The organism is Nonomuraea sp. NPDC049714 (assembly GCF_044465295.1).
In the GTDB taxonomy this organism is placed as follows: Bacteria; Actinomycetota; Actinomycetes; order Streptosporangiales; family Streptosporangiaceae; genus Nonomuraea.
Genome location: NZ_JBITLM010000001.1, coordinates 1,331,919 through 1,355,949 on the forward strand (window position 1 = coordinate 1,331,919; position 24,031 = coordinate 1,355,949).

29 protein-coding genes are annotated in these 24,031 nt (G+C 70.3%); 18 read left to right on the forward strand and 11 right to left on the reverse strand.

The genetic code is table 11. From position 1 onward, the window contains the following. Positions 1-18: 18 nt before the first annotated feature. The 11 genes from sucB to ACIBQX_RS06450 all read left to right on the forward strand — a co-directional run bounded on the left by sucB (position 19) and on the right by ACIBQX_RS06450 (position 10,156). A complete protein-coding gene (sucB, locus tag ACIBQX_RS06400) occupies positions 19-1,467 on the forward strand; it encodes a 2-oxoglutarate dehydrogenase, E2 component, dihydrolipoamide succinyltransferase (RefSeq protein WP_397001236.1) in 1,449 nt (482 codons plus the stop codon). A gap of 154 nt (positions 1,468-1,621) precedes the next feature. Then, positions 1,622-2,512, forward strand: a complete 891-nt coding sequence (locus ACIBQX_RS06405; RefSeq protein WP_397001238.1) for a TIGR01777 family oxidoreductase — start codon at positions 1,622-1,624, stop codon at positions 2,510-2,512. 46 nt (positions 2,513-2,558) lie between these two features. Continuing rightward, the gene (locus ACIBQX_RS06410; protein WP_397001240.1) at positions 2,559-3,296 is read left to right on the forward strand and encodes a Type 1 glutamine amidotransferase-like domain-containing protein; all 738 of its coding nucleotides are present in this window, start codon (positions 2,559-2,561) and stop codon (positions 3,294-3,296) included. A 38-nt stretch (positions 3,297-3,334) separates the two neighbouring features. After that, a complete protein-coding gene (lipB, locus tag ACIBQX_RS06415) occupies positions 3,335-4,027 on the forward strand; it encodes a lipoyl(octanoyl) transferase LipB (RefSeq protein WP_397001242.1) in 693 nt (230 codons plus the stop codon). A gap of 47 nt (positions 4,028-4,074) precedes the next feature. Beyond that, the gene (locus tag ACIBQX_RS06420) at positions 4,075-5,052 is read left to right on the forward strand and encodes a hypothetical protein (RefSeq protein ID WP_397001244.1); all 978 of its coding nucleotides are present in this window, start codon (positions 4,075-4,077) and stop codon (positions 5,050-5,052) included. A gap of 47 nt (positions 5,053-5,099) precedes the next feature. After that, on the forward strand, positions 5,100-6,029 hold the full coding sequence (gene lipA, locus ACIBQX_RS06425) for a lipoyl synthase (RefSeq protein WP_397001246.1): 930 nt from the start codon (positions 5,100-5,102) through the stop codon (positions 6,027-6,029). Positions 6,030-6,191: 162 nt separating this feature from the next. Next, positions 6,192-7,148 carry a helix-turn-helix domain-containing protein gene (locus ACIBQX_RS06430; protein ID WP_397001248.1) on the forward strand — a complete coding sequence of 319 codons (957 nt, stop codon included), beginning with the start codon at positions 6,192-6,194 and terminating at the stop codon, positions 7,146-7,148. Positions 7,149-7,307: 159 nt separating this feature from the next. Continuing rightward, positions 7,308-7,694: a VOC family protein gene (locus ACIBQX_RS06435; protein WP_397001250.1), complete on the forward strand. Its 387-nt coding sequence runs from the start codon at positions 7,308-7,310 to the stop codon at positions 7,692-7,694. Then, a complete protein-coding gene (locus ACIBQX_RS06440) occupies positions 7,670-8,542 on the forward strand; it encodes an alpha/beta fold hydrolase (protein ID WP_397001252.1) in 873 nt (290 codons plus the stop codon). Before ACIBQX_RS06435 ends, ACIBQX_RS06440 begins: the two co-directional genes overlap by 25 nt. A gap of 169 nt (positions 8,543-8,711) precedes the next feature. Continuing rightward, the gene (locus ACIBQX_RS06445; protein WP_397001254.1) at positions 8,712-9,392 is read left to right on the forward strand and encodes a DUF4191 domain-containing protein; all 681 of its coding nucleotides are present in this window, start codon (positions 8,712-8,714) and stop codon (positions 9,390-9,392) included. Then, positions 9,392-10,156: a class I SAM-dependent methyltransferase gene (locus ACIBQX_RS06450; protein WP_397001256.1), complete on the forward strand. Its 765-nt coding sequence runs from the start codon at positions 9,392-9,394 to the stop codon at positions 10,154-10,156. Before ACIBQX_RS06445 ends, ACIBQX_RS06450 begins: the two co-directional genes overlap by 1 nt. On the opposite strand, the gene ACIBQX_RS06455 is transcribed toward ACIBQX_RS06450, so the two are convergent. Genes ACIBQX_RS06455 through ACIBQX_RS06465 form a run of 3 tightly spaced genes read right to left on the reverse strand, consistent with a single transcriptional unit; the run spans position 10,137 to position 12,288 of the window. Next, a complete protein-coding gene (locus ACIBQX_RS06455; protein ID WP_397001258.1) occupies positions 10,137-11,078 on the reverse strand; it encodes a hypothetical protein in 942 nt (313 codons plus the stop codon). The two genes, ACIBQX_RS06450 and ACIBQX_RS06455, sit on opposite strands and share 20 nt — an antisense overlap. Next, positions 11,075-11,767: a TetR/AcrR family transcriptional regulator gene (locus tag ACIBQX_RS06460; RefSeq protein WP_397001260.1), complete on the reverse strand. Its 693-nt coding sequence runs from the start codon at positions 11,765-11,767 to the stop codon at positions 11,075-11,077. The genes ACIBQX_RS06455 and ACIBQX_RS06460 overlap by 4 nt, the downstream gene beginning before the upstream one ends. Before the next feature lie 59 nt (positions 11,768-11,826). After that, on the reverse strand, positions 11,827-12,288 hold the full coding sequence (locus ACIBQX_RS06465) for an RDD family protein (RefSeq protein ID WP_397001262.1): 462 nt from the start codon (positions 12,286-12,288) through the stop codon (positions 11,827-11,829). A gap of 88 nt (positions 12,289-12,376) precedes the next feature. Between ACIBQX_RS06465 and ACIBQX_RS06470 the strand changes: the two genes are divergently transcribed. Together ACIBQX_RS06470 and glnA are read left to right on the forward strand one after the other, a co-directional pair. Beyond that, positions 12,377-12,664 carry a hypothetical protein gene (locus ACIBQX_RS06470; protein ID WP_397001264.1) on the forward strand — a complete coding sequence of 96 codons (288 nt, stop codon included), beginning with the start codon at positions 12,377-12,379 and terminating at the stop codon, positions 12,662-12,664. Positions 12,665-12,760: 96 nt separating this feature from the next. Beyond that, positions 12,761-14,185 carry a type I glutamate--ammonia ligase gene (glnA, locus tag ACIBQX_RS06475; RefSeq protein ID WP_397001266.1) on the forward strand — a complete coding sequence of 475 codons (1,425 nt, stop codon included), beginning with the start codon at positions 12,761-12,763 and terminating at the stop codon, positions 14,183-14,185. A gap of 183 nt (positions 14,186-14,368) precedes the next feature. Here glnA and ACIBQX_RS06480 read toward each other — a convergent pair whose 3' ends face one another. Then, positions 14,369-14,647 (reverse strand): phage terminase large subunit, encoded by a 279-nt coding sequence (locus ACIBQX_RS06480; protein WP_397001268.1) that lies wholly within the window; start codon positions 14,645-14,647, stop codon positions 14,369-14,371. Positions 14,648-15,186: 539 nt separating this feature from the next. Here ACIBQX_RS06480 and ACIBQX_RS06485 point away from each other — a divergent pair. Continuing rightward, on the forward strand, positions 15,187-15,753 hold the full coding sequence (locus ACIBQX_RS06485; RefSeq protein ID WP_397001269.1) for a hypothetical protein: 567 nt from the start codon (positions 15,187-15,189) through the stop codon (positions 15,751-15,753). A gap of 121 nt (positions 15,754-15,874) precedes the next feature. Here ACIBQX_RS06485 and ACIBQX_RS06490 read toward each other — a convergent pair whose 3' ends face one another. The 3 genes from ACIBQX_RS06490 to ACIBQX_RS06500 all read right to left on the reverse strand — a co-directional run bounded on the left by ACIBQX_RS06490 (position 15,875) and on the right by ACIBQX_RS06500 (position 17,181). Next, positions 15,875-16,180 carry a hypothetical protein gene (locus ACIBQX_RS06490; protein WP_397001271.1) on the reverse strand — a complete coding sequence of 102 codons (306 nt, stop codon included), beginning with the start codon at positions 16,178-16,180 and terminating at the stop codon, positions 15,875-15,877. Beyond that, positions 16,180-16,491, reverse strand: coding sequence for an AbrB/MazE/SpoVT family DNA-binding domain-containing protein (locus ACIBQX_RS06495; protein ID WP_397001273.1), 312 nt, complete (start codon positions 16,489-16,491; stop codon positions 16,180-16,182). Before ACIBQX_RS06495 ends, ACIBQX_RS06490 begins: the two co-directional genes overlap by 1 nt. Positions 16,492-16,848: 357 nt before the next feature. Next, a complete protein-coding gene (locus ACIBQX_RS06500; protein WP_397001275.1) occupies positions 16,849-17,181 on the reverse strand; it encodes a hypothetical protein in 333 nt (110 codons plus the stop codon). 291 nt (positions 17,182-17,472) lie between these two features. Between ACIBQX_RS06500 and ACIBQX_RS06505 the strand changes: the two genes are divergently transcribed. Beyond that, on the forward strand, positions 17,473-18,669 hold the full coding sequence (locus ACIBQX_RS06505; RefSeq protein WP_397001277.1) for a serine hydrolase domain-containing protein: 1,197 nt from the start codon (positions 17,473-17,475) through the stop codon (positions 18,667-18,669). Between the two features lie 37 nt (positions 18,670-18,706). Here ACIBQX_RS06505 and ACIBQX_RS06510 read toward each other — a convergent pair whose 3' ends face one another. Continuing rightward, positions 18,707-19,177 (reverse strand): MarR family transcriptional regulator, encoded by a 471-nt coding sequence (locus ACIBQX_RS06510; protein WP_397001279.1) that lies wholly within the window; start codon positions 19,175-19,177, stop codon positions 18,707-18,709. Between the two features lie 57 nt (positions 19,178-19,234). Here ACIBQX_RS06510 and ACIBQX_RS06515 point away from each other — a divergent pair, with 57 nt between their 5' ends. Then, entirely contained in the window at positions 19,235-19,774 is a 540-nt protein-coding gene (locus ACIBQX_RS06515) for a GNAT family N-acetyltransferase (RefSeq protein ID WP_397001281.1), read from the forward strand. 119 nt (positions 19,775-19,893) lie between these two features. Here the strand turns inward: ACIBQX_RS06515 and ACIBQX_RS06520 are convergent, their stop codons facing one another. Further along, positions 19,894-20,613, reverse strand: a complete 720-nt coding sequence (locus ACIBQX_RS06520; RefSeq protein ID WP_397001283.1) for an SDR family oxidoreductase — start codon at positions 20,611-20,613, stop codon at positions 19,894-19,896. 210 nt (positions 20,614-20,823) lie between these two features. Here ACIBQX_RS06520 and ACIBQX_RS06525 point away from each other — a divergent pair, with 210 nt between their 5' ends. Both ACIBQX_RS06525 and ACIBQX_RS06530 read left to right on the forward strand, forming a co-directional pair. Continuing rightward, a complete protein-coding gene (locus ACIBQX_RS06525) occupies positions 20,824-21,441 on the forward strand; it encodes a VOC family protein (protein WP_397001285.1) in 618 nt (205 codons plus the stop codon). A 114-nt stretch (positions 21,442-21,555) separates the two neighbouring features. Continuing rightward, a complete protein-coding gene (locus tag ACIBQX_RS06530) occupies positions 21,556-22,362 on the forward strand; it encodes an MBL fold metallo-hydrolase (protein ID WP_397001287.1) in 807 nt (268 codons plus the stop codon). A 33-nt stretch (positions 22,363-22,395) separates the two neighbouring features. On the opposite strand, the gene ACIBQX_RS06535 is transcribed toward ACIBQX_RS06530, so the two are convergent. Continuing rightward, positions 22,396-22,953 carry a GNAT family N-acetyltransferase gene (locus ACIBQX_RS06535; RefSeq protein WP_397001289.1) on the reverse strand — a complete coding sequence of 186 codons (558 nt, stop codon included), beginning with the start codon at positions 22,951-22,953 and terminating at the stop codon, positions 22,396-22,398. A gap of 33 nt (positions 22,954-22,986) precedes the next feature. Further along, positions 22,987-24,021 (reverse strand): hypothetical protein, encoded by a 1,035-nt coding sequence (locus ACIBQX_RS06540; protein ID WP_397001291.1) that lies wholly within the window; start codon positions 24,019-24,021, stop codon positions 22,987-22,989. Positions 24,022-24,031: the final 10 nt, after the last annotated feature.

Below are 24,031 nucleotides of genomic sequence, written 5' to 3' on the forward strand. Positions count from 1 at the left end.
ACGCGAGAGAAGATAACGATGCCGGTCTCCGTACAGATGCCCCAGCTCGGCGAGAGCGTCACCGAGGGCACCGTCACCCGTTGGCTGAAGAAGGAGGGCGAGCGCGTCGAGGCTGACGAGCCGCTCCTCGAAGTGTCGACCGACAAGGTCGACACCGAGATTCCGTCGCCGTCCGCGGGTGTCATCACCAAGATCGTCGTGGCTGAGGACGAGACCGTCGAGGTCGGCGCCGAGCTGGCGGTCATCGACGAGAGCGGCCAGGCCGGCGGCGCCGCCCCGGCCGCAGAGGCCGCTCCCGCCGCGCAGCCCGAGCCCGAGCCCGAGCCGGAGCCCGCCCCGGCGCCCGTCTCCTCGATCCCGCAGCCCGCGCCCGCGCAGCCCGCCCCGGCGCCGCAGCCCGCTCCCGCCGCGCCCGCCCCGGCCGCCCAGGCCCCGGCGCCGCAGGCCCCGGCACCCGCCGCCGCCCCGTCCCCGCTGCCCACCTCCGGTGACAGCCCGTACGTCACGCCGCTGGTGCGCAAGCTGGCCAACGAGCACGGCGTGGACCTGGAGGCGATCACCGGCACCGGCGTGGGCGGCCGGATCCGCAAGCAGGACGTGCTGGAGGCCGCCAAGAGCCGGCGTGAGCAGGCCGCCCCGGCCCCCGCCCCTGCCGCCGTTCAGGCCGCTCCCGCTCAGGCCGCCCCGGCCGCTCAGGCGCAGGCCCCGGCCGCCGAGCCCGAGCCGGTCCAGGTCGACACCACGCTGCGTGGCCGCACCGAGAAGATGACGCGCCTGCGTCAGACGATCGCCAAGCGGATGGTGGAGTCGCTGCAGACGGCGGCCCAGCTCACCTCGGTCGTCGAGGTCGACGTCACCAAGATCGCCCGACTGCGGGCGAAGGTGAAGGACGACTTCTTCCGCCGCGAGGGCGTCAAGCTGACCTTCACCCCGTTCTTCGCGCTGGCCACCGTCGAGGCGCTCAAGCAGCACCCCAAGCTGAACGCGACGATCAACAACGAGACCAACGAGGTGACCTACTTCGACGTCGAGAACCTCGGCGTCGCGGTCGACACCGAGCGCGGCCTGCTCGCGGCCGTGGTCAAGGACGCCGGTGACCTCAACCTCGCCGGTCTCGCCCGCAAGGTCACGGATCTGGCCGAGCGCACCCGCGCCAACAAGGTGACGCCCGACGAGATCACCGGCGGCACGTTCACGCTGACCAACACCGGCAGCCGCGGCGCCCTGTTCGACACGCCGATCCTCAACCAGCCGCAGGTCGGCATGCTCGGCACGGGCGCGGTCGTCAAGCGTCCCGTGGTGGTCGACACCCCCGAGGGCGAGGTCATCGCGGTCCGTTCGATGGTCTACCTCGCGCTGACGTACGACCACCGCCTGGTGGACGGCGCCGACGCGGCCAGGTTCCTGACCACGATCAAGCGCCGCCTGGAGGAGGGCCGCTTCGAGGCTCAGCTGGGTCTCGCGTAGCGAGGTCCCGCTCGGGAGCCGGGCCGGAGTGGCCGGGGCCAGACCGGCCGGATCACCGGCCGGACCACGGGCGCGACCGGTGAGCCGAGGGGCCGGGTGCGCGGACTGTCGCGCCCCCGGCCCCTCGGCGTCCGGCGGCGTTAGTGTGGCCCTTATGACGATCATCGTGACGGGGGCTTCGGGCTTGCTGGGCAGGCCTCTGGTCGCCGCGCTGCGGGGCACCGGCGAGCGGGTGGTCACCTTGGTGCGGCGCGAGCCACGAGACGGCGACGAGGCGTTCTGGAAGCCTTCTGAGGGGGTGCTGGACCCGGCGGCGCTGGCGGGCGCGCGCGCCGTCGTGCACCTGGCGGGGGCGCCGATCGCCGGGCGGCGCTGGACCGCGGCCTACAAGAGCGAGCTCGTCCGCAGCCGCGTCGAGAGCACCCGCCTGCTGGTCGGCGCGCTGGGGCGGCTGCCGCAGCGGCCCGAGGTGCTGGTGTCCGCGTCCGGCATCGACTTCTACGGCGACACCGGCGACCGGGTGATCGACGAGAGCGCGGGCAAGGGCAGCGGCTTCCTGCCCGATCTGTGCGAGCGGTGGGAGGCGGAGGCCAGAGCGGCAGGCGAGCTCGGGATACGGACCGCCCAGCTGCGGACCGGTCTCGTGGTCAGCGGACGCGGCGGAGCGCTCGGCCGGATGCTGCCCATCTTCAAGATCGGGCTCGGCGCGCCGCTGGGCTCGGGCAGGCAGCACTGGTCGTGGATCTCCGAGCAGGACTGGCTGAACGCGACCCTGCGCGTCCTCGACACGCCCGAGCTCTCCGGGCCGGTCAACCTCACCTCCCCCACCCCGGTCACCAACGCCGAGTTCACCAGGACGCTGGGTGCGGCGCTGCGCAGGCCCACCATGCCGGTGCCGGTGCCGGGCTTCGCGCTCAGCCTCGGGCTCGGCGAGTTCGCCCGGGAGCTGCTGACCGGCCACCGGATCCTGCCGGCGAAGTTGACAGCCGCCGGCTTCGGCTTCGCCCATACCAGTCTCGGCGATGCGCTGCGCGCCGTACTCTAGTGTGCTGTTCGTCCTTCGCTCGGGAGATTTACGGGGAGATACCGACATGACCAGGTCAGGGCAGTCGCACATCCTTGCCATCGGGGGCGGATCTTTCCGGCCGACCGGGCGCTACGGCTTCGTCGAGGCCAGTCCCCTGCTGCGCTACGGCCTTGACCTGACCGGTCAGGACCGCCCCAAGCTCGGCCTGCTCGCCACCGCGACCGGCGACAGCTCCGACTGGCTGCTCAAGATGTACGGCGCGTTCGCCGGCTGGGACGTGGAGCTGAGCCACCTGACCGTGTTCCCCATGCCCAACGTCGAGGATCCGCGGGCGTGGATGCTGGAGCAGGACATGATCTACGTAAGCGGCGGCAGCGTCGCCAACCTGATGGCGCTGTGGCGGCTGCACGGCCTCGACGAGGTCTTCGACGAGGCGTGGCGGGCCGGTGTGGTGCTGTCCGGGCAGAGCGCGGGCGCGCTGTGCTGGCACGTCGGTGGCAACACCGACTCCTTCGGCCCCCGGCTGCGGGCCTGGTCCGACGGGCTCGGCCTGCTGCCCTACTCGTGCGGGGTGCACTACAACGCCGACCCGCAGCGCCGGACGCTGCTCCAGCGGTCGATCGCCGACGGCGAGCTGCCCGGTGGTTACGCCGCCGACGAGGGCGTGGCGCTGCACTACGTCGGCACCGAGTTCATCCAGGCGGTGACGTCCGATCCCGACGGTTACGCCTACAAGCTGGAGCACGACGGGGCCGGAGGCACCAAGGAGTTCAGGATCGAACCTCGGTTGCTGACATCCTGAATTACCCTACAAGGGTGAGGGAACGGCACAATGGACACATGCGCCCCACCCATGGGGTCGATCCCCACGCACTCGCCATCGTCCGCCTCGGCGTCGACGTCCCCTACGAGCAGGCCTGGTCGCTGCAGCGCTGGGTGCACGGCAAGCGCGTCGCGGACGAGCTCCCCGACACGCTGCTGGTGCTGGAGCACGCGCCCGTCTACACCGCCGGCAAGCGCGCCGCCCCGCACGAGCGGCCCACGGACGGCACTCCGGTGGTCGACGTGGACCGGGGCGGCCGGGTCACCTGGCACGGTCCCGGCCAGCTCGTCGGCTATCCGATCGTGGCCGTCACCGACGTGGTCGACTACATCTGCCGCCTCGAAGAGATGATGATCCAGGTCTGCGCCGACTTCGGCGTCACGGCGCGGCGCGTCCGCGGCAGGGCCGGGGTCTGGGCCGTGGGCGACAGCAGCCTCGGCCTGCCCGACCGGCAGCTCGGCACGGTGGGCATCCGCCTGTCGAAGGGCGTCACGATGCACGGTTTCGCGCTCAACTGCGCGAACGATCCGCGATGGTTCAACCGGATCGTCCCGTGCGGCCTGCCCGATGTGGGCGTCTCCTCGCTCTCCGCGGAGACCGGCCGCCGGATCGTGGTCGAGGAGGTCATGCCGATCGCCGAGAAGCGGCTGGCCGAGACGCTCGGCAGAGAGCCGTTCGACCTGCACGAAGAGGATCTGCTGCGCCGCTGACCGGATACGCGGTGGTCCTCCCCCTTCAGCCGCCTTACGATCGGGCTGTGAAGCGGATCACAGCCCTGGCCATCGCGCTCGTCGTACACGCGCTGACGCTCGCCTTCATCGTGCTCGGCGCCTGGACCATCGTGGTCAACTCCGAGTTCGTCTTCGGCTGGCTGATCGGCGGCGGGCTGATCGGGATCGGCTGGCTGCTGCGGCCGCGCCTGGGCCGGGTGCCCGCCGACGCCGAGGTGCTCGACCGCTCCGCCGCCCCGGAGCTGTACGGCACCGCCGAGCGGGTCGCCGACCGGATGGGGATCGGGCGGCCCAGGAAGATCGCCGTGGAGGACCTGGTGCCGGCCACCACCTACGAGCGGGTCGGCCCGCTCAGGACGCCGGTGCTGATGATCGGCCTGCCGCTGTGGCTGGCGCTGCCGCCCCGCCAGCGGGTGGCGCTCCTGGCCCTGGCCTACGCGCGCGGCACCGCCGGGGACGACGTCATCGTGCGGAGCGCCCTGTGGACCCTGGGCGAATGGCGCGGGGCCCTGCTGGGCTCGGCGCCGCTGAAGGCGCGCGAGGAGGCCCAGACCAAGATCACCGCCTCGGTCGGCGCGCTCGAAAGCCCCAGCACCGGCTACGAGGTGGCCGGCATGTTCGGGCGGATGATCGGCCGCGTGCTGGGCATCCCGGTGCTGCTGCTGGAGCACGGCCTGATCCGGCTGACGCGCTCGGACGACGGCCGGCGGCGCGAGCGGACGCTGGCGCTGGCGCGGCGGGTGGTGCCGGCCGAGGACCTGGCGGAGCTCGAAGCGGTCATGGCGGGCACCAGTTACTTGGCGCCCATGCAGGCGGCCGTGCTGCGCGGGGAGAACGTACCGGCGATCAGGAGGGGCGCGCTGGCCCGCTTCGAGCAGGCCGCGCCGAGTGTCTTCGGCTCCCCCGCCGCGTCGCTGCTCGGCTCGGCCGAGTCCGACCGCATCGACGATGAGCTGCTCAGGCACTACACCCGGGCGGTGCGCGGTTTCGGCCTCATCACCTGAGGTCCCCCCTCGGAGCGGTCATGCCGGGCGAGACGTAAGGTGGGATCGTGACCGTTGCTCCTGAAGGCCGTAAGCTCCTCCGCCTGGAGGTGCGTAACGCCGAGACCCCTATCGAGCGCAAGCCCCCGTGGATCAAGACCAAGCTGAAGACGGGCCCCGAGTACACCGAGCTGAAATCGCTCGTGCGCCGGGAGGGCCTGCACACGGTCTGTGAAGAGGCGGGCTGTCCCAATATCTACGAGTGCTGGGAAGACCGCGAGGCCACCTTCCTCATCGGCGGCGACCAGTGCACGCGCCGCTGCGACTTCTGCCAGATCGACACCGGCAAGCCCAAGGAGTACGACCGCGACGAGCCCCGCCGGGTGGCGGAGTCGGTGCGGCAGATGGGCCTGCGCTACGCGACCGTGACCGGGGTGGCGCGCGACGACCTGCCCGACGGCGGCGCCTGGCTCTACGCCGAGACCGCCCGCCAGATCCACACCCTGCTGCCGGGCTGCGGCGTCGAGCTGCTGGTGCCGGACTTCAACGGCGACCGCGACCAGCTGGAGGAGGTCTTCTCCAGCAAGCCCGAGGTGTTCGCGCACAACGTCGAGACGGTGCCGCGCATCTTCAAGCGCATCCGGCCCGCCTTCCGCTACGAACGCTCCCTGGGCGTGCTCACGACCGCGCGTGACGCCGGGCTGGTCACCAAGTCCAACCTGATCCTCGGCATGGGCGAGACCCGCGAGGAGGTGGTCGAGGCGATGCGCGACCTGCACGCCGCGGGCACCGACCTCCTGACGATCACCCAGTATCTGCGCCCGACCCCGCGCCACCACCCGGTGGAGCGCTGGGTCAAGCCGGAGGAGTTCGTCGAACTGCAGGCCGAGGCCGAGGCGATCGGCTTCGCCGGGGTGCTGTCCGGCCCGCTCGTCCGCTCCTCCTACCGCGCGGGCAAGCTCTACCAGCAGGCCATCGCGGCCCGCCAGACGGCCTGACCGCACCGGCGGCCCTGCCCGGCCGCCTGGCTGCCCCGGCCGCCCCTGGCCGCCCGGCCCGGGGGACGTCCGGCCGGCGGACCACAGGCGCACGGCCCCGGGCGGATGCCCGGGGCCCGCTCATCTGGCTACCATGACAGGCGTCGAAGGAAGGCGACTCGCATGGCCGTCCTGATCCGCACCCGCGACGTGCCCTCCGCGCAGCGGCACGACGCCTGGCGGAGCTTCGTGTGCGACACCCTGGGCCCGCTCGACGTCCGGATCGATCCGGACGCGCCGCTGCGCGGCGAGATCGAGGCCGGCCGGCTCGGCGCCGTGGGCGTCGGCCGGGTGCGCACCTCCACGCCGCACAGCGTGCACCGCACGCCCGGCCTGATCCGCCGCGACAGCCCCGAGCTCTACCGGGGGGTGCTGGCCTTATCGGGCAACCCGCTGCTGGAGCAGGACGGCAGGAGCGCCCGGCTCAACCGTGGCGAGTTCGTCCTCTACGACTTCGCCAGGCCCTACGAGCTGGCCTACGACTCGGCCGTGCAGCTCGCCGTCTTCAGCTTCCCCCACGATCTGCTGGCGCTGCCTCCGGGCGCGGCGGCGGCCATCACGGCGGTGCCGATCACGTCCGACGGCGGCGCGGGCGCCCTGGCCGCGCCGCTGCTGAGGCGGGTGGCGCTCGACCTCGACACCTACCAGCCGGCCAGCGCGACCCGGCTGTCCGCCGTGGTGATGGATCTGGTGAGCGCCGCCGTGGCCGAGCGCCTCGACCAGCTCCCGGCGCTGTCCCCCGAAGCCCGGCAGCGGACGCTGATGCTGAGCGTGCACTCCTTCATCGAGCAGCATCTGGGCGAGACCGACCTCGATCCCGCCGCCATCGCCGTCGCGCACCACATCTCCGTGCGCTACCTGCACCGGCTGTTCGAGTCACGCGACACGACGGTCTCGGCGTGGATCCGGCACCGCCGCCTCGAACGCTGCCGCCAGGACCTGGCCGATCCGGCGCTGCGGTCCCAGCCGGTGAGCGCCATCGCGGCCAGGTGGGGTCTGCCGGACGCGGCCCACTTCAGCCGCCTGTTCCGGCAGGCGTACGGACGGCCGCCGATCGAGTACCGCCGCGAGGCCGGCTGAGCCGGGTGTGCGCGGCTGAGTCCGGTATGCGCGGCTGAGCCGGGTGTGCGTGCATCGTCAAGTCGACCGGCGCCAGGATGCAAGACCGGCGGCGTCCCGATCCCCAGACTGGAGGCAGGTTCGCGACCAGCGGACCACCTGAGTCGGAAGGAACGGGCAATGCAGCTTTTCGTGAATCTGCCGGTCAAGGACCTGAGCCGGTCGAAGACGTTCTTCGGCGAACTGGGCTTCGCCATGTTCGGCGCCGGCGACGACATGGCGTCGGTGATCATCAACGACGGCGCCCAGGTCATGCTGCTGGCGGAGGAGACGTTCGCCGGTTACGCGGCCAAGGAGGTCGGCGACGCGACCAAGAGCACCGAGGCGATCCTCGTCGTCGGCGTCGAGAACGCCGCCCAGGTGGACGAGCTGACGGAGAAGGCGCTGGCGGCCGGCGCCACCCCGCTCGGCCCGCCGAGGCAGGACGCCTTCCGCTACCAGCGCGCCTTCGCCGACCTCGACGGCCACCACTGGGAGGTCCTGTGCCTGGTCCAGCCCGCAGGTTGAGGTCGGCCCGCAAGGCGGCCACGGAGCTCAGGAACGTCCCCCCGGCGGATCCGGTGACCGGGACGGCGATCTCCGCCGACGGGACACCCATCGTCTTCGACCGGCACGGCTCGGGTCCGGCGGTCGTCCTGGTGCACGGGGCCTTCACCGGCCGGGGACATCCGACGCTCACCGGGGTGGCGACCGCGCTGGCGCCGTGGTTCACCCTGTTCGACTATGACCGGCGCGGCCGGGGTGACAGCGGCGACACCGCGCCGTACGCGGTGGAGCGCGAGATCGAGGACCTGGCCGCGGTGATGGCGGCCGCGGGCGGCGCCGCCATGGTCTTCGGCGGGTCCTCCGGCGGCGCGCTGGCGCTGGAGGCGGCCGCGCGCCTGCCCGAGGTCGTCAAGCTCGCGGTGTGGGAGCCGCCGTACCACGTCAGCCCGGACGCGCCCGACCTGCCGGACGACTTCGGCGCGCGGCTGGCCGATCTGGTGCGGGAGGGGCGGCGGGGGGCGGCCGTGGAGCTGTTCATGGTGGCGGCGGCGCAGATGCCCCCCGAGCTGGTCGCGGACATGCGCGCGTCGCCCTCCTGGGCGGACCTGGAGGCGCTGGCGCACACGCTGGCGTACGAGGCCGCCGTGATGGGGCCGGGCAGCGAGCTGCCGGCGCGGCGGATCGCCACCGTCGACCGGCCCGCGCTGGTGCTGAACGGCGAGCTCAGCCCGCCGTGGATGGCCGCGGCGGGCCGGGCCGTCGCCGGGGCGCTCCCCCGGGCGGCGCATCGCGTCCTGGAGGGCCAGGCGCACGGTGTGGCCCCTGAGGCGCTGGTGCCGGAGTTGCTGGAGTTCTTCGTCGCCGGCTGACCGGGGTGACCGGAGTGACGGTCAAGGTCTGACAAAAGGGCTGGGCGCCGCCGCCGACCGCTGACGCGCGCGGCGCCCGTACCCGAAAAGGGGTTTGAAACGCGTCTCATGTGAAAGATCCGGCCACCGCGTTCTCGCACCTGTCCGGTTCGTTTGTATCCTTCCTTCCATGGCGAAGTCCGAGGATCCAGAGAAGCCGGGGCGCATCAAGCAGCTCCGTATGATCGCGAAGATCATCAAGCAGGCCAATCCCAAGGGAATGCCGATCGTCTTCCTTTCGGCGGTCGGCACGCTGGCTGTGGTCGTCGTGATCGGTCTGGTCACGGACTATCTGTGGTATTCCGTGTTCCTGGGCATCCTGGCGGCCTTCACGGTCGGCCTCGTCGTGTTCGGGCAGCTCGCGCAGCGGGCCCAGTATTCGATCCTGCACGGCCAGACGGGCGCCGCCGCGGCGGTGCTGCAGGGCATGCGCGGCAACTGGCAGGTGACCCCCGCGATGGCGGTCAACCGTGACCAGGACCTGATCCACCTGGTGATCGGCTACCCAGGGGTCGTGCTGGTGTCGGAGGGGCCCGGCACCCGGGTGGCGAAGATGCTGGCGGCCGAGAAGAAGCGGGTCGCGCGGGTGGTGCTGGGCATCGAGATCTACGACATCCAGTGCGGTGACGGCGAGGGCCAGGTGCCGCTGGCCAAGCTGCAGCGGCACATCATGAAGCTGCCGCGCAACCTGAAGAAGCCCGCCGTCAACGAGGTCAAGGACCGGCTGCGGTCCCTGCCGAAGAACATGCCGATGCCCAAGGGGCCGATGCCCAAGGGCGTGCGCATGCCGCGCGGCCCCAAGATGCGCTAGTGCCCTCGTCCTCTTCGCGGGCCAACCGGGGCTGGTGGGACGGCAACGCCGACGACTACCAGGTGGAGCACGGCGACTTCCTGCGGGACGCCGGCTTCGTCTGGTGCCCGGAGGGCGTGGACGAGGCCGGCGCCCATCTGCTCGGCGAGGTGCGTGGGCGGCGCGTGCTGGAGATCGGCTGCGGGGCGGCCCAGTGCGCGCGCTGGCTGGTCGGCCAGGGTGCCCAGGTCGTGGCCTTCGACCTGTCCCACCGGCAGTTGCTGCACGCCCGGCGGATCGACCTCGACACGGGCGTGCGCGTTCCCGTGGCGCAGGCCGACGCCGAGGCACTGCCGTTCGCCGACGACGGTTTCGACCTGGCCTGCTCGGCGTTCGGCGCGCTGCCGTTCGTGGCCGACCCGCTGGCGGTCCTCCGGGAGGTGTGCCGGGTGCTCAGGCCGGGCGGCCGGTTCGTGTTCTCGGTCAGCCACCCGATCCGGTGGGCGTTCCCCGACGATCCGGGGCCGCGCGGGCTGACCTCCGACCGGTCCTACTTCGACCGCGCCCCGTACGTCGAACGCGACGAGGACGGCACACCCACCTACGTCGAGCACCACCGGACGATGGGCGACTGGGTGAGCCTGATCGTCGCCTCCGGGCTGACCGTCACGGGCCTGCTGGAGCCCGAATGGCCGGCGGGCCACGACCGGCTGTGGGGCGGCTGGAGCCCGCTGCGCGGCAGGCACCTGCCCGGCACCGCCATCTTCAGCTGCTCGAATATCTAGCGGCCATCGCGCCGAAGACGGCCCTCGGCTCCCAGCGGGTCTCGTCGAGCATCCTGACGACCCCGTAGGAGCCGAGGTCGGCGGCGCCGAGGCGGGTATAGCCGGCGAAGGTGAACCACAGGGCCGTCTCGACGCCCTCCTCCTCGAAGACGTCGATCAGCTCCTCCAGGTAGCGGACCTGCTCTCCCTCGTCGGGGACCGCGTCGCCGGGCACCAGCCAGGCCGACCCGCCCTGGTCGGCCGCGCCCCGGTAGGGGCAGGTGCCGAACTCGGTGACGGCGACGGGCTTGCCGTGCCCGAAGTGGGCGCGCAGTTCCTCGCGGAAAAGGCCGGCGTTGTAGGCGGCGCGGTAGGCGTCCACCCCGACCAGGTCGAACGGGGTCCAGTCGACGAACTCCCAGGGGCCGGCGGCGTAGGTGAGCCTTCCGTGGAAAAGTGGTCTGACGATCTCGGCCGTCTTCGCCAGGTGGGCGTTGAGGGCGGGCATGATCTGGGGGATGGTGGTCTGCCACCACCCGGCGTCCGCCGTGGTCATGGAGCGCATGCGCTCGCCGTAGGTGTCGCCGGGCAGGAAGCCGTGGCAGAAGGCGCTGGTCTCGCAGCCGGCGACCAGCACCACCTCGGCGCCGCCCGCGCGCAGGGTCTCGGCTCGGCGGGCCGATTCGGCGTACAGGTCGAGCGTTTCCTGGGGATGGAGGTCGACGGGGAACGGCGCGAACCAGACCTCCAGGCCCGCTCCGGCGGCCTGCTCGGCGGCGACGGACAGGCGGGCGGGGTCGGCGCCGGAGACGCGGACGACCTGGCAGTGCAGGTCATCGGCGATCACGCGCATCTCGCGGCGGACGGTCTCGGCGTCGAAGACCTTACGGGAGCGGTCCGGCTCAGGGAGGAAGCCGGTGTCGTAGTTGATCCCTTTTCTCACGATTTATCTCCATTTTTCGGCTTGAGGCCGTTTTCGAGGAGGTCGAAGGCGAGTTCGACGTCGGCCGTCCGGCGGCGTCCCGCCTCCTCCAGGGGCATGCCGGCGGCCAGGCGGTGGAAGAACGCCTCCTGGACGGCGGTGAGCGTCGCGGTGATCTGCCCGGCCATGATCCGCGCCGCCAACTCCCCCGCCTCACCGCCCTCGCCGCCCTCGCGGGCAGCCTCCGAGGCGGCGATCTCCGCGTCAGCGCCCTCTGCGGCTTTCCCGAAGGCGGCCTGCAGTACGGCGGCCAGTTCGTAGCGCTGGCCCATGTGGGCCTGGTAGACGCCGGCCATGAGAGCCGGGGTCCGGGACACCACCCGGACCTGGGTCAGCAGCCGCTCGACGTCGACGCCGTCGGCGCCCTGGGCCGCGACCGCGCGGTAGTGCTCGCGCAGCGCGTCGAGGGGCGACCGGCCGGGCCGCCGTCCGGCGACGATCCCGGCGGGGTCGTCCTGGATCCCGTCGAGGACCAGGCAGTCCTTGGTCGGGAAGTAGCTGAACAGCGTCACCTTGGCGACGCCCGCGGCCTCGGCCACCTCATTGACCGTCACCGCGTCGTACCCACGCTCGTCGAACAGCCGCAGCGCCACCTCCGCGATGCGCAGCCGCGTCTGCTCCTTCTTACGCTGCCTGAGCCCTGACATCATGACGGCAGCATAACCATACCGGGTTCATTTTCATACCCGGTACGGTTTTCGCACGGAGATCACATACGGACGACCATGGTGTTGGAGACTCTGTCGTGCAGGCCGCGGTGGTCCCGGTCGAAGATCAGCGCCGGCACGGCGAGGATGAGCAGCACGGTGCGCACCAGCACCGGCACGAGGCGCGGATCGCCGCCGTCCATCGCCGCGACCCTGATCCCGGTCAGCCGGTGCCCGAATGTCTGGCCCATGAGGGCGACGAGGACGAGATACTGCACCGCGAAGATCAGGGCCGGAACCCACGGCGACGCGGCCGGGTCGGTCCTGAACAGCAGCTGCGTGATCGCCCACGTGCAGATCATCCAGTCGATGACCAGGGCGCCGATCCTGCGCCCCCAGCCGGCGATCGACCCGCTGCCCTCCTGGGGCAGCCCCAGGCGCTGGCCCGGATATCCAAGGTCGACGCCGGCGGATCGCATCCCGCCGAGCCAGGTCTGCGTCCAGCGCGGCTCGTTCCTGCTCATGGCTCCACGGTATCCGGCAGGGCGGCCGGTCGGGATCGTGACCCAACCGCGCTTCAAAGCGGGCCACTTCGGGCCCATCATGTACGCCATGCCGTATGGGGACGACCTGGACGCGCGCTTCAACGAGTTGGTGGCGCAGATCAGCGAGGACGAGCGGCGCAGCATGCGAGCGGCGGCGGGCAGGGCGGCCCGCTCCTCGGGGTCCGGCCGCCGGATCTCGCGCGCCTGGTTCGCGGCGGCGGCCGTGCTGGCGGTGATCACCGCGGCGGGGCTGGTGCTCGTCTTCCGCCCCGGGCTGCTCACTCCTGGCCAGGCCACGCCGCAGGACACCGCGCCCCCGGCCTTCCGCGTGCCGGCGGGATCACAGCCGACCTGACCATCCGCGTAACACGTGCGAAACAATCGAGACACTCTATGGAAACGGCCCCGCCGTACGGTCGGGCTGATAGCCCGTCCCCAGGGAGGTTCGAGAGTGTTCAGCTCCGCCGACGACGTCCTGAAGTTCATCAGAGACGAAGGGGTGCAGTTCGTCGATGTCAGGTTCACCGACCTGCCGGGGACGACGCATCACTTCACTTTCCCGGTTGAGAATTTCGCCGCCAACGTCTTCACCGACGGCCTCATGTTCGACGGCTCGTCGATCCGCGGCTTCCAGGCCATCCACGAGTCCGACATGCTGCTCCTGCCGGACCCGTCGAGCGCGGTGCTGGACCCGTTCCGCCAGCACAAGACGCTCAACATCAACTTCTTCGTGCACGACCCGCTGACCGGCGAGGCCTACAGCCGCGACCCGCGTAATGTCGCCCGCAAGGCTGAGGAGTATCTCCGTGGCACCGGCATCGCCGACACGGTCTACTTCGGCCCGGAGGCCGAGTTCTACATCTTCGACGACGTCCGCTTCGAGACGCGCGAGAACGCCGGCTACTACTACATCGACTCCATCGAGGGCGCCTGGAACACCGGCAAGGCCACCGAAGGCGGCAACCTCGGCTACAAGCCGCGCTACAAGGGCGGCTACTTCCCGGTGCCGCCGATGGACCACTTCACCGACCTGCGCTCGGAGATGGTCCGCAACCTCATCGAGTGCGGCATCGACGTCGAGATGCAGCACCACGAGGTCGGCACGGCGGGCCAGGCGGAGATCGACTTCCGGTTCGGCACGCTGCTCAAGACGGCCGACAACCTGATGCTCTACAAGTACGTCATCAAGAGCACCGCCCTTGAGTACGGCCACACCGTCACGTTCATGCCCAAGCCGATCTTCGGTGACAACGGGTCCGGCATGCACTGCCACCAGTCGCTGTGGAAGGACGGCTCGCCGCTGTTCTACGACGAGGTCGGCTACGCCGGTCTGTCCGACACGGCCCGCTACTACATCGGCGGCCTGCTCAAGCACGCGCCGTCGCTGCTGGCGTTCACCAACCCGACGGTCAACAGCTACCACCGCCTGGTGCCGGGCTACGAGGCGCCGGTCAACCTGGTCTACTCCCAGCGCAACCGCTCGGCGTGCGTCCGCATCCCGATCACGGGCTCCAACCCGAAGGCCAAGCGCATCGAGTTCCGGGTGCCGGACCCGTCCTGCAACCCGTACTTCGCGTTCTCGGCCATGCTGATGGCCGGCATCGACGGCATCCGCAACAAGATCGAGCCGCCGGAGCCCATGGACAAGGACCTCTACGAGCTCCCGCCCGAGGAGGCCCGCCAGGTCCCGCAGGTCCCCGGCTCACTGACCGAGGTGCTCAACGCCCTGGAGGCGGACCACGACTACCTCCTTGAGGGCGGCGTCTTCACGCCGGACCTGATCGAGACGTGGGTCGCCTACAAGCGCGAGAACGAGGTCGACCCGATCCGGCTGCGCCCGCACCCGCACGAGTTCGAGCTCTACTACGACGTGTGACGGCAGGGTTCCCGGCCTCGGCGATCTTCTTGGAAACGGGCGCTGAGCTGGAGAAAGGTTGTCGTTGCTTGTAGTTGTTGAGCAACGTCAGCCGGAACAGAACCGGACCAGAACGGCCCGGCACCCTGATCGGTGCCGGGCCGTTCTGCGCTGGTCGAGCTGATGATAACGGTTCCGCTGTCATCAGCTCGCCGCCTGTTCCGTGTAATGCTGCTCTGCCTTGAGCGCCTTGACGAAGACCGGGTCCAAAGCCGTGTTGTCGTCCAGCGTGAAGTGCCAGTGCCGCAGGTCGAGTTCGTGCTTGCGATCGAGGAACTGCCGCTTCAGCCAATGGTTAGGCGCGTCGCGATTCGTGGTGCCGAACAACTTGGCGTTCTTGACGCTGAGCCGGGCGAGGAGCTGGTCCCAGAACTCGCGCTCGATCAGGGTGATCTCATCGACGTACGCCCCGGCGCAGGTCATGCCTCGCAGCCGGTTCTCCGACCAGGCGTCGCGCTCGTCTTGCCGACGATCACCAGCGAGCCGCCGCAGGGCGCGGTGGCGATGTAAATGATCCACCGCATCAGCGAGGCGATAGTCTTCCCGCTTCGGATGGCACCCGATCAGATGTTAAGCCAGGCCGTGGACTCGCCGATCGACCTCAACTGCTTCGGGGAGAGCTCCAGCGGGGTCGGCGCCGGCGTGCTCACAGGTCGTCCCCGGACTCGATCTCCACAGGCTGGCCATGATGCGGTCGAGACGGTCGATCTCCAGCTTGAGGAGCTGTTACGACGCCATTTGCTCCTGCTTGGCGGTCTTCCGCAGCGCCCGGTCGACGTCCTTGCTGACGGAGGCCGCGCCCGAGTAGCCCAGCAGCTCGGGACACGAGCGCTGGCAAGAAGTCAAATTCAGCGAGAGTCGCCTACTGGATTATGTTCCCCTCGCGTCGATCTTGAAAGAGCAATTATCAACGTTCGGCCACCATCGCCTCAAAACCGGCCACCACGCGATGCAATAGGGCAATGCCCGCCAAGAACACCCCGCCCCGGACCTTGCCCCTCCGCAGCTTCCGGCGGCTCGCCTTCCTCAGCTTCTGCGTCTTCACGATCATCGTTGGACTCACCGGCTTCGGTGTGCTGGAGATAGACCCATGGTTCAGCCTGGGCTCTGGCCTAGCCGCACTTCTCACGATGTCGTTCGCCCTGGCTGGCTGGGTGACCCAAGAAGCAATACGGCTCCGTCGACAACTGAAGTACGCCAGAGACGAGCCAAGTCAGCAACTCCGACACCGCGTCGAGGCCGTCAACACCGCTATCACCGAAGCCGCCGACCTCATGGACGAACTACGGCGCGACGTCGAAGCTCAGCAGGCCGCTCGCGAAGCACTCCTCGCCGAAGCCGAGCGCCAACAGCGACTCCTCGAACTCAACAAGGACGAGGCCGAGAAGATTCGACAGATCCTCGTTGGCGAGACCAAGGCGACCATTCGCGCCGCCTGGCGCCGCGAACTGGCCATCTTCTTCGCTGGCGTGCTCATATCCGGCGCGCTGTCCATTCCCATCGGCATCTGGGTGAACAGCATCAGCTAAATGAAGGCAGCAAGCAGCTCAGCCCCGCATAGGAAGCCACAGACCGCCGAGCAGGCACCCGACTATGACGGCCGCCCCCAACGCCACGCCCACCGCGTGCGCCCCGAACCGTCACAACGATCTATGGCCCAGGCGGCGGGGTGAAGATATCGTGGGTGCCGATCCTGCGCCAGATGATGTGCACCTCACCGGGAACTCGCTCGTCGCCGTACCTGAACGTGGCACGGCCATCGGGGGCCCAGGTCATCTCGAACACCCCCGGATAGGCGGTGACGCCCTTTACGCGAAGCCCGCCGCGAAAAGGACCGTCGGCGATGAGGTCAGGGACGAACGCCTCAGTGATCACCTTGCGAAACCTCGCCTGCTGCTCCGCTGTGAGCCGCTTCCAGTCGCGCTCGAACCGGTCCGCCGTGGCGAAGGTCGGCATCAGGCATCCTCACCCAGGTCGATGCCGTCAAGATGAGCGAACATGTCCTCGGCAGAGCGGTGGAAGGTCGTCCGGCCGGCCGCGATATCAGCCTCGGCTTGCCCCTCACCAGCCTGCCACTCCGGTGTCCAGAACCATATTTGGTCGGTGGGGATCGATACGAATCCACGGACCGTCACCGTGCCATCGTCGTGCACGGTGAACTCGACTTCATCCCCCTCTCCGATGTGGAGGGCTCGGCGGATCTCGTCAGGGACGGTGAGCTGAGCTTTGGCCCGTACCTTGGCGCGGGCTACAGAGGTGATGGACAAAGATGCTCCTAGGCAGGAGAGTCGGATTGTCTTACTTTCCTACTCTACCCAATCGACCGCTCGGCACCCGCAGCAAGATCGAGGCGCCGGACCCATGGACAAGGACCTCTACCAGTTCCTGCCCGCTCCTTGGGGGTGGGCGTCTTCACGCCGGACCTGATCGAGACGTGGGTCGCCTACAAGCGCGACAACGAGGTCGACCGATCCGGCTGCGCCCGCACGAGTTCGAGCTCTACTACGACGTGTGACGGCAGGCTGCCGAACGGCCCCGGCGTCTTGATCGATGCCGGGGCCGTTCCCGTGCCTGGCGCCGTGGACGGTCATGGGGGGCGACACGCGCCCTCCTGACCGACGTTCCTACCAGCCGGCCTGCGGCGGATAGGGCGGCTGCTGGACCTGCTGTACCGGCACGGTCCGGGTCACTCGCCAGCCGATGAACGTCACCGGAATCGCCACGAGCAGCCAAAGGCCGATCGTGAACAGGGCCAGCCACCAGTGCAGGAAGAACCACAGGCAGGCGTGCACCCCGAAGGTGACCGGGTTGAACCCGCGCTCTTTGACCTGCGTGTACCGCACCGGCGCGTACTGCGGCCCCGACATCGGCGCGGGCATGTACGGCTGGCTGTACGGCTGCGGCTCATACGGCCCTGGCTGACCGTACGGGTCCTGCTGGTTCGGGGGGTAACCCATGGCGCGGCTCCACATTGACGGGGCGTTTGGGACGTTCCAAGCATGCTCCTGGTCGGCCGCCCGCGCCCACGAATGTCCGCATCCGGACAGCCGCCACGGCGCTCGCCGTACCACCTCGCGAGGAGCACCCTCGGCGCTGCCGGATTCGTCGCGGACGGCGCCCGTCCCGAGCGGCACGGGGGCGGTAGCGCTGGCTGTACCTCTGGTTTCCAGTTGGTGGGATCGATCATCGGGCGGCGCGCCGACATGCTGGTGACATCGCTCAACGAGCCGTCAAGCAGGGAGTCCCCGATGTCGCACCCCACCGTCACGTCCCCGTCCGACACCCGTCGCGGCCGGCCGGCTCTGGCCGCCGCTCTGGCCGCCGCCCTGGCCGTCGCCGTGCTGGGCGGCATGGCCCTCGCCGCTCCGGCGAGCGCCGGCACCGTGCGCAAGAGCGGCTCCGACGACGCCGTGCAGAGCAGCCTGGACAAGGTGGTGCGCGGCGGTGAGCTCCCCGGCGCCCTGGCGTCGGTGCGCGACGCCGACGGGCGCGTGCGTGACTACACCGCCGGGGTGGGCGATCTGAAGACGAAGGCTGAGGTCCCCGTCGACGGGCAGGTGCGCATCGCCAGCAACACCAAGATGTTCACCGCCGTGGTCGCGCTGCAGCTGGCCGGCGAGGGCAAGATCAAGCTGGACGCGCCGGTCGAGAAGTACCTGCCCAAGCTGATCCGCGGCAAGGGCAACGACGGCCGCGAGATCACCACCCGGCAGCTTCTCCAGCACACCAGCGGCCTGCACAGCTACACCGCCGGCATGCCGTCGATCTTCAAGATCCAGCACCGGTACACCGAGCCGCACGCGCTGCTCGACACCGGGCTGGCGCACAAGCCGGACTTCGCCCCCGGCAAGGGCTGGGCGTACAGCAACACCGGCTATGTGGCCCTCGGCCTGCTCATCCAGAAGGTGACCGGGCGGCCGATCGGCGAGGAGATCACCGAGCGGATCATCAAGCCGGCCGGACTGCGTGGCACCTACTGGCCCGGCATCGGCGAGGAGGGCATCCGCGGGCCGCACCCCAGCGGGTACGCCGCCAAGAAGCCCGGCAAGCAGGCCGCCGAATCCCTGGCGGACGTCACCCGCCTGGACCCGTCCTGGGGCTGGGCCGCCGGTCAGCTCATCGGCACGCCGAGCGACCTCAACCTCTTCCTGGCCGCGCTGATGGACGGCAAGCTGCTCAAGCCGGCGCAGCTCAAGCAGATGAAGGACACCATGAAGGCCCCCGGCTTCCCCGCCGGCTGGACGTACGGGCTCGGCCTGCTCAAGATCAAGCTGAGCTGCGGCGGGTACGCCTACGGCCACGGCGGCGACATCGACGGTTACGAGACCCGTACCGGCATCACCGAGGACGGCCGCGCGGCCACGATCGCCGTCACCGCCCTGCCCACGACCCAGGCGGCGGCGGACAAGGTCAACAAGGCCCTCGACACCGCGCTGTGCTCCTGACCCGCCTCGGCGGCCCCGCCTGAGAGCGCCGTCCCCCTCAGCGGGGGCCGGCGCTCTCCTCGCGCAGACGGTCGGCGTGACGGACCTGATTGTGCAGCGCACGGCCCAGGAAGATCTCGATGACCTCGAGCTCGGCGGCGCTGAACCGGAGCAGCTCAGCCTGGGCGTCGGCCGCGATCGGGCCCCAGATCTCCTGGACGGCCCGTTCGCCCGGCTCGGTCAGGTGCACGAGGACACGACGCCGGTCGGCCGCGTCGCGGACCCGTTCGGCCAGGCCGGCCTGCTCCAGGCGGTCCATGGCGGTGGTGGCGGCCCCTCCGGTGAGACCGGCCGCGGCCGCCAGCTCGCTCGCGGCGAGCGGGCCGCGTGCGGTCAGCCTGCTCAAACACCTCAGGTCGGTGCGGTTGACGCCGAGGCGCCGGGCCGCCAGCTCGTCGATGAGGTCAGTGGCGTCCTGCAGCTCCTGAACGGCCCTGGTGACGTTCTGAACCCTGGATTGCTTTGACAATCTAATCCTTAGAAAGTTGAATCAATCGGGTACAGTCTAACTCTCCTGGAGGCCGCCATGTCATCTCCCCCCTGCCTGCGACCGGCGTCGACCGGCGATGTCGCCGCCCTGCTGACCCTGATGGACGCCGTCCACGCATGGCTCATAGCCCGAGACCGCCCCCAGCAGTGGGGCACCGTGCCGTTCTCCCGCATCCCCGGCTTCGCCGAGCGGCTCACCGGCTGGACCGCCCAAGGCGTCATCACCCTGGCCGAACGAGACGGCCGATGCGTCGGCATGATGGCCGCGGCGCCCATGGTCCCGCCCCGAGTCCCGGCCGGCGTCGTGCCCGCAGGATCCCTGTTCATCCACACCGTGCTGACGGACCGCGGCCCCGACGGCCACGGCGTCGGCACCGCCCTGCTCGACGAGGCCGGCCGTCTGGCCCAGGCGCACAACGCTCCCGCACTGGCCCTGGACCACTGGGCCGGCAGCCCGGAGCTGGACCGCGTCTACGACGAACACGGCTACGTGAAGATCACCGAGTACACCGACGACCAGGACGGCGACCCCGTACGCAACACCGTACGCGTCCGCCCCATACGTGCCGCCGGCTGAACGCGCCTCCGCCGGGCTTCGCGTACCACGCATCACGGACCCCGGGGCTTCCCCCGCGCGAAGGGAGCCGCGGGACGCTCCGGCCCACGGCTGGTGCGCGTCCACGACGCGGTGAAGGCTCAGGGGACGAGCTGCTGGCCGCCGTCCACATCGTAGGTCGCCCCGGTGAGCGCCGTATTGGTCATCAGGTGCAGGGCGAGCGCCGCCACGTCCACCGGTCCGACGACCCGCTGGATCGGCAGTGTCGTGCGCAGCCGCTCTCGGCGGCGTTCGAGTTCGTCGCCGAGCAGGCGTGCCGACAGCGGAGTGTCGACGAATCCGGCGGCGATCGCGTTGACCCGCATCGGGGCGAGTTCGAGCGCGGCGTTCGCCGTGATGGCGGGCAGCGCGGCGGCCCCGATGGCCGCGAGGGTCAGCCCGACGCCGGGGCGGCGGGCGTGAGTGCCGGTGATGAACGTCAGCGATCCGGCGGCGCGGACACGGGCGGCGCACTCCCGCGCGATGCGCAGCGACCCCAGCAGGTGCTCGTCGAGCACGGCCCGCGCCTGGTCGAAGTCCATCTCGGCGATCGGCGCGTAGGCGGGGCCGCTCCCGCTGACCAGCACGTGATCGACCTGCGCGGGCAGTTCGCCGAAGAACCGGCGCAGCCCGTCGGCATCGGCCAGGTCGAGCGTCGCGGTGGACGCGCCGAGCTCGTCACGCGCGGCGTCGAGCCGCCCCTGGTCGCGACCCGTGAGGATGAGCTTCGCACCGGCGTCGTGGGCCTGGCGGGCCGTCTCCAGCCCGATGCCGGAGGTTCCCCCGATGACGACCACGATGTTCTCCGACAGATCGTTCACTGCTACCCCTCGTCCTCGTCGAGCGGGCGCTGCCGCTCAGAACGGACACAGGCCTCGGCTGTCAGCCCTGTTCACGATCGAGCCTACGGGCCGCCCTTTTGCCGGCGACGCACCCTGACCTCGGACGACAGTGAGTTTCCCGTGGGCCGCCTGCGGGCAAATTGCACGAATCGCATCGTGCCTCGGGTGCGAACGGAGGAGGCACAGGTCATGGACATGAAACTGGAAATCGTCGTGGTGCCGGTCGCTGACGTCGACCGGGCCAAGGACTTCTATACGGCGCTGGGCTGGCGGCTGGACGCCGACGTCGCCACCGGCGAGGACTTCCGGGTGGTGCAGGTGACCCCGCCCGGCTCGCCGGCCTCGGTCATCTTCGGCACGTCGGTCACCTCCCAGACGCCGGGCTCGGCTCAGGGCCTTCATCTGATCGTCCATGACATCGAAGCCGCCTACGACGAGCTCAAGCGACTCGGCGCTGACCCGAGCGATGTCTTCCACGACGCCGGCGGCGTGTTCCACCACGCCGGGACCGACGCCCGGGTGCCCGGTCCGGATCCGCAGCGCGGGAGCTACGGCTCGTTCCTGTCGTTCAGCGACCCCGACGGCAACGGCTGGGTCCTGCAAGAGATCACCACCCGGCTCCCGGGACGGCTGGACCCGTCGGTCACCACGTTCACCTCGGCATCCGACCTCGCGGCCGCGCTGCGCCGCGCCGCGGCCGCGCACGGCGAGCACGAGGCCCGCACCGGCGCCGAAGACCCCAACTGGCCGGACTGGTACGCCGACTACCTCGTGCGCGAACAGTCCGGGGCCGAACTGCCGTCGTGAGCGCGCCCACCTCGCGTGCCGTCACCGCCACCGGCCGGCGGCGGTTCATGCCGTCCGCCGGCCGTAAGGGAGTGCTGCGACGCACCCGATCGAGACCGTCAAGTGAGGTCGGCGATGACCACGCCAAGGCTGCCACGGCAGGAGTGTGCGATCACCATCCTGGGTGGGCCCACGGCCGTCATCGACATCGGCGGCCTGCGCATCGTCAGTGATCCCACCTTCGACGATGCCGGACCGCATGGGTACCTGACGAAGACGGCGGGGCCCGCTGTCGCCGTGGACGCCCTGGGCGCGGTCGACCTGGTGCTGGTCAGCCACGACCTGCACCCGGACAACCTGGACGAGCGTGGACGCGTGTGCGCCGAAACCGCCCCGCTGGTCATCACCGGCCCGCTCACCGCGGCGCGACTCGGTTCCCCGGCGATCGGCCTCGCTCCCTGGAACGGCCACCGCGTGCTTCGCGGCGACGGCGCAGGCCATCTCACCGTCCTCGCCGTCCCCGCAGTCCACGGCCCCGAGGACGGCGATCGCGATGCCGACGGCAACGTCAACTGCGAGGTCACCGGGTTCGTCCTTTCCGGTCCAGGACTCCCCACGATCTACGTCAGCGGCGACAACGCCTCCATCCGTACCGTGACGGAGATCTCCCGTCACCTCCCGGACATCGACGTGGCCCTGCTCCACGCCGGAGCGGCCCGCGTACCCGCGAAGTTCGGCGGGCGGCCCCTGACGTTCGACAGCCGACGAGCAGCGGCCGCCGCGGCCGTCCTGGACGCGGATCTCGTGATCCCGGCCCACTACGACGGCTGGGCCCACTTCTCCGAGGGACTGGCCGACCTCGAACTGGCCTTCCACGAAGCCGGCCTGTCCGCGCTCCTGCGCGCGGCCCCGCACGGCACCTGGACACATCTGCGCAGCTGACGCCCCCGCACGTCATCCAGTACGTCGACTACGTCAACGCCCTGGTCGCAAGCGTGGCGTGAACCGGGCGCGGCTGATCCGGTAGAGGACGGACGGGCGCAGCGGGTGGCCCTCGGGGAGGCGGGGGAAGTCGAAGTCGTCGGCGGGGTCGCGGGTCAGGCCCAGCCGTTCCATCACCGCCCGGGATCGCACGTTGAGCCGGGCGGTCATGGAGACGATCTCCTCCAGGCCGGCCTCCGTGAAGCCGTGCTCAAGGGCCCGCGCACCGGCCTCCGTCGCGTAACCGTGCCCCCAGGCGTGCCGGGCCAGCCGCCAGCCGACCTCCACCGCCGGCGTGAACGGCGCCTCGAACGTCTGCAGCAGCAGCCCGGCGAACCCGATGAAGTCGCCGGTCTCACGCACCTCCAGCGCCCACAGGCTGTAGCCGTACTCGCCGAAGCCCCACTCGATCTTGTCGACGAACGCGTCGCTCTCCGCCCTGGTCAGCGGGCTGGGGAAGTGCTCCATCACCTCGGGGTCGGCGTTCATGGCCGCGAACGGCTCGCGGTCGCTCTCCCGCCACCTGCGCATGATCAACCGCTCGGTGTCCATCCGAAGCACGCTAACGGATCACCGCTGTACGGACTACCGCCGGGAGCGGATGCCGGTGACGCGCCGGAACAGGTCCCACCAGAACGGGGCGCCGAACAGCAGGGCCACGTACGTCAGCAGGAAGCCGGGCCAATGGCTGGGCGTGGTGAGCCGGTCCCACCACGCGCCGCCGTTCCAGGTGATCGACGGGTCGCCTTCCGCAGGCAGGGCGATACGGACGATCCCCTGGTCGAGCACCTTGAGCAGGGCGGGCTGGCTGAGCGTCTCGGTGATGCACGGCACGGGGTCGCTCTGCTCGCAGCGCGCCTTGAGCTCGTTGTACGCGTCCGGCCCGGCCTCGGCGACGGCCGTGACGGAGGCGCGGAAGCCGTTGTCCCGCAGCAGCGTCTTGGTGTACTCGAGCCCGTCCATGGTGAACAGCAGCGTCACCAGCAGCCCCAGGGCGGCGACCACCCACTTGACGTAACGCCGGTAGAGCATCGACAACCGCTGCATCTCGCTGTCGAACCACCCCTCGACGCCCTGCCGGAAGCGGTCCAGGTCGCGCTGCGCCGTCTCCCACACGCCCTTGAGGTGGCCGTACAGGGGGCTGTCCATGGCCTTGAGCTTCTCCAGCAGCCCCTCGACGCCGCCCGGCTCGCGGGCGGCCATCTCCATCATCGCGACGGAGAACCTCTCGGGAGGCAGGTCGGCGATGCTGGTCCGGCCCCGCTTCGGGTGGTCGATCTCCCGCACCCGCTCGTACAGCAGGATGGTCATCGCGTCCTGGGCCTTGTCCTCCCGCTCCGGCATCTCGGGCAGTTGGCTGGGCGCGGGCCGTGAGTCGTGCGCCGGTCGCGGGTCGCGGAAGAACGGCAGCGAGCTGAACACTTCGCGTATCCCGGACGGCAGCCATGACTTTCCCTGCGCGTCGCTGCCGTCGAGCGTGTCGCGCAGGTACGCCCACAGGAACTTGCTGCGGATGGACAGCACCCGCACGAATGCCTCGTTCAGGCCGCTGACCAGCAGCGACAGCAGCAGGAACAGCAGGATCAGGCCGAGCGCGAGATCGATGTACGTGGATAACAAGTGTGATCAC